The sequence below is a fragment of the Micromonospora sp. AMSO12t genome, from assembly GCF_008806585.1.
Lineage (GTDB): Bacteria > Actinomycetota > Actinomycetes > Mycobacteriales > Micromonosporaceae > Micromonospora > Micromonospora reichwaldensis.
In genome coordinates this window covers 1-3,440 of the sequence record NZ_WAAS01000423.1, presented here as the reverse complement: position 1 = coordinate 3,440, position 3,440 = coordinate 1, and the positions used below count along the sequence as shown (strand labels likewise).

The 3,440-nt window shown below is 76.9% G+C and carries 3 protein-coding genes; all 3 read left to right on the top strand.

The window, feature by feature from the left end; genetic code table 11:
• On the top strand, nt 1-1,253 hold a 1,253-nt coding region (gene dacB, locus F6X68_RS31635; RefSeq protein ID WP_151457678.1), incomplete at its 5' end, for a D-alanyl-D-alanine carboxypeptidase/D-alanyl-D-alanine-endopeptidase.
• Between the two features lie 201 nt (nt 1,254-1,454).
• The gene (locus F6X68_RS31630) at nt 1,455-2,525 is read left to right on the top strand and encodes a zinc-dependent metalloprotease (RefSeq protein WP_151457677.1); all 1,071 of its coding nucleotides are present in this window, start codon (nt 1,455-1,457) and stop codon (nt 2,523-2,525) included.
• Nucleotides 2,526-2,535: 10 nt separating this feature from the next.
• Nucleotides 2,536-3,440 (top strand): tRNA lysidine(34) synthetase TilS (gene tilS / locus F6X68_RS31625; RefSeq protein WP_151457676.1); only part of this gene is annotated, 905 nt, incomplete at its 3' end.

Below are 3,440 nucleotides of genomic sequence, written 5' to 3'. Positions count from 1 at the left end.
GTGTACGCGCCGCGCTCGCCCCCCTCGTCGGCGTGCCCGCCCTCGGCGACCGGGTCCACGTCTCGGTGGCCGACGTGACCACCGGCCAGCCGCTCTTCGGCCGGGGCGAGGACGACGGCACGGTGCCCGCCTCGGTGACCAAGCTGGTCACCGGGGTCACGGTGCTCGCCGCGCGTGGTCCGGCGTACCGCATCCCGACCCGGGCGGTGGCCGGCGCGACCCCGGGCGAGGTGGTGATCGTCGGCGGCGGGGACCCCACGCTGGCGGTCGACAAGAACGGCTTCTACCCGGGCGCGGCCCGGCTGGACGACCTTGCCGGTCAGGTGCGGGACGCCCTCGGCGGCACGAAGCCGACGAAGGTGACCGTTGACTCGTCGCTCTACTCCGGTCCGCTCTTCGAGCCGGGCTGGGACGACGACATCCCCACCGGCGGCTACGGCGGGGCGATCTCGGCGCTGATGACCGACGGGGCCCGCAGCGACGTGACCCGCGCGAAGAAGGACGAGGCGGCCGGCAACCACTGGGCCGAGCGGGTGTCCCAGCCCGACCTCGCGGCCGGCAGGGCCTTCGCCAGGCTGCTCGGCGTGCCGGCCGGCGCGGTCGCCCGCGGCACCGCCCCCGCCGGCTCCACCCCTGCGGCCGACGCGGGCACCACCCCCGCGACCGCCCCGGGGCCCGGCGCGGAGCTGGGCAGGGTGGAGTCGCTGCCGATGGTCCGGCTGGTCGACATCATGATCAGCGACAGCGACAACATCGTCGCCGAGGCGCTGGCCCGGCAGGTCGCGTTGGCCCGCAACCAGCCGGCCTCGTTCGCCGGCGCCGGGGCGGCGATGGACGCCGTGGCCGGGGAGCTCGGCCTGCCGGCCGACGAACTCACCCTCGCCGACGGCAGTGGCCTGTCGCGCAGCAACCGGATCAGCCCCTCGCTGCTCACCGACCTGATCGCGCTCGCTGGCGACGGCAGCCGCCCCGAGCTGGCCGCGATCTTCGGCGGCCTGCCCGTCGCCGACTGGTCCGGCACCCTCGCCGACCGCTACGAGACGGCGGCGACGAAGGCCGGTGCCGGGGTGGTCCGGGCCAAGACCGGGACCTTGACCAAGGTGCACGCCGTCGCCGGCCTGGTCAGCACTGCCGACGGTCGGCTGCTCACCTTCGCCGTGCTCACCGACGCGGTGCCCCCCGACGGGCTGACGGCCGCCCGGGGGGCGCTGGACCAGATCGGCGCCGCCCTGGCCGGCTGCGGCTGCCGCTGACCGCCGCCGGGCGGGACGAGTGCCGCACGCCGGCCTGGACGGGACCGGCGACGTGCGCCGGGCCTGGGCGGGATCGGCGTCGGGGCGGGACCGGCGTCACGTAGTGCCGGGGCCGGACGGGGACCGCGTCGGACGGGACCGGCATCGATCGCCGGGCGCGAGCCCGGGCCGGGGTGTCGCGGCGCGGGTACGGTGGGGTGCATGGCGCAGTTCGTGGACTGGGATCTGGCCGCCGCGACCGCGGGGGCGCTGAGCAAGTCGGGCCCCCGGGTTTCGTACACCGAGGCCACCGACGTGGTCAGTGACCTGCGGCGGTTGACCGACGAGGCGGCGGGGCACGTCGCGGACTACACGGGTCTCCGCTCGCAGGTGTCGCACCCGCCCGTGCGGGTGGTGGACCGGCGGGACTGGGCGGCGACCAACATCGCCGGGCTGCGCGAGGTGATCACCCCCCTGGTCGGCCGGCTCACCAAGGACAAGCAGCCAAGCGCGCTGACCGAGGCGATCGGCTCCCGGGTCACCGGCGTACAGGCCGGCACCGTGCTGGCCTACCTCTCCGGCCGGGTCCTCGGCCAGTACGAGGTCTTCTCCGCCGACCCGGGGCAGTTGCTGCTGGTCGCGCCGAACATCGTCGAGGTGGAGCGCAAGCTCGGGGCCGACCCGCGCGACTTCCGGCTCTGGGTCTGCCTGCACGAGGTGACCCACCGCACCCAGTTCACCGCCGTGCCGTGGATGCGGGCGTACTTCCTCAGCGAGGTGCAGGCCTTCGTGGACGCGTCGTCCAGCGGCGGCGAGCACCTGCTGGAGCGGCTGCGCCGGGGCGTCGCCACGCTCTCGGACGCGGTGAAGGACCCGGAGAGCCGCACGAGCGTGCTGGACATCGTCCAGACCCCGGGGCAGCGGGCCGTGCTGGACCGGCTCACCGCGCTGATGACCCTGCTGGAGGGGCACGCCGAGTTCGTCATGGACGGCGTCGGCCCGCAGGTCGTCCCGAGCGTGGATCGGATCCGGGCGGCGTTCAACCGGCGCCGGGAGGCCGGCAACCCGCTGGAGAAGGCCATCCGCCGGCTGCTCGGCATCGAGGTCAAGATGCGTCAGTACGCCGAGGGCCGCAAGTTCGTGCACGGCGTCGTGGACCGGGTAGGCATGGCGGGCTTCAACAAGATCTTCGACTCGCCGCTCACCCTGCCCCGGCTGGAGGAACTGGGAGACCCGGACGCCTGGGTGGCGCGGGTGCACGGGCCGGTCGGCCCGGCCCCGACCGCCGGCTGACCGTACGCCCGTGGCCGCGCTCGCTCCGCCGGTGGCCGCGATCCGGGTCGCGGTCCGCCGGGCGCTGGCCGACCTGCCGCCCGGAGGGCCGGTGCTGGTCGCCTGCTCGGGCGGCGCGGACTCGCTCGCGCTGGCCGCCGCCACCGCGTTCGTGGCGCCCCGGCTGGGTCGCGCCGCCGGCCTGGTGACGGTCGACCACGGCCTCCAGGAGGGCTCGGCGCGGCGGGCCGCTGCGGTGGTGACCTGGGCCCGCGAGGTCGGCCTGGCCCCGGTCGAGTCGGTGCGGGTGGAGGTGGCCGGGCGCCCGGGCGGGCCCGAGGCGGCCGCCCGGGAGGCGCGCTACCTGGCGCTCGCCGAGGTTGCCGGCCGGCTCGGGGCGACGGCCCTGCTCACCGGGCACACCCGCGACGACCAGGCGGAGACCGTGCTGCTCGCGCTCGCCCGGGGCGCCGGCCCGCGCGGGCTGGCCGGGATGCCCGCCCGACGGGACCTCGACGGGGTGCCGCTGCTGCGCCCGCTGCTGGAGGTCGGCCGGGAGCAGACCCGCACGGCGTGCGCGGTGCTCGGGCTGAACCCCTGGGAGGACCCGCACAACGCCGATCCGTCGTACGCCCGGGCCCGGGTCCGGGCCGACCTGCTGCCCGCCCTGGTCCGCGCGCTCGGGCCGGGGGTGCTGGACAACCTGGCCCGGACCGCCCGGCTGGTGGCGGCGGACAACGCCGTCCTCGACGAGTTGGCCGACGCCGCGCTGGCCGACGTCCGTCATCCCGACGGCGGGCTCGCGGTGCGGGCGCTGGCCGAGCTCCCGCCGGCGGTACGCGGCCGGGTGCTGCACGCCTGGGCCCGGGAGTTGGGCGCCCCGCCCGCCGCCCTGTCGCACCGGCACGTGACCGCGCTGGACACGCTGGTCACCGG

Bases quoted from the DNA above. Each gene is read 5' to 3' on its own strand.
- F6X68_RS31630 (WP_151457677.1), top strand. From the start codon at position 1,455: ATGGCGCAGTTCGTGGACTGGGATCTGGCCGCCGCGACCGCGGGGGCG.